Source organism: Vibrio sp. 2033, assembly GCF_033339735.1.
Genome location: NZ_JAWOVC010000724.1, coordinates 1 through 543 on the forward strand (window position 1 = coordinate 1; position 543 = coordinate 543).

The 543-nt window shown below is 47.5% G+C and carries 1 pseudogene; it reads right to left on the reverse strand.

The annotated features are described in order from the left end of the window. Positions 1-503 (reverse strand): annotated as a pseudogene (locus tag R7P74_RS28735) (conjugal transfer mating pair stabilization protein TraN); the annotation flags it as partial. Positions 504-543: the final 40 nt, after the last annotated feature.

The window sequence follows — 543 nt, forward strand, 5'->3', positions numbered from 1 at the left end:
TTCACATTCTTGAAATAGGGAGTGACATCAATATTAGGGTTTCGCTCCCAACTTGTTGACAATTCACATCGGCCAGCCGTTTCTGGAGGGAAATTGCCGTCAGGGCCGGACCATACTTTAGTTTCCTGACCTGATTTACCAACCCAAACTTGCATGTAGTCATCCCACTTGGCGTACTCAAGAGTTGCAGACACTATGGCGTCTGGATTACTGACTTGGACCCGCGTGTATTCCTCATAAATCGAACAGTTGCCACTCCAGTAGTCGTTACCAACTCGGCCAATCCACAACTCAGTACAGCCTTCTCCACAAGATTTGAGGTTATATGGACCATCATAGTGCTTCACCACAGAGGCGTCGTAGTCATGGACAACCTCACAGTCCGCGCTTTGATCTACAACACGCTGACACCGTTCATACTCTGGAATGTGGGCGTTGATAGTATTCTGATTGATGGTTGTTTCGGCAGAACAATCCCCAAAGCCACCTGCGATGAGGTCCATATCCTCATAGGTCTTTTTGCTTAGATTTAGTACCGGGTCA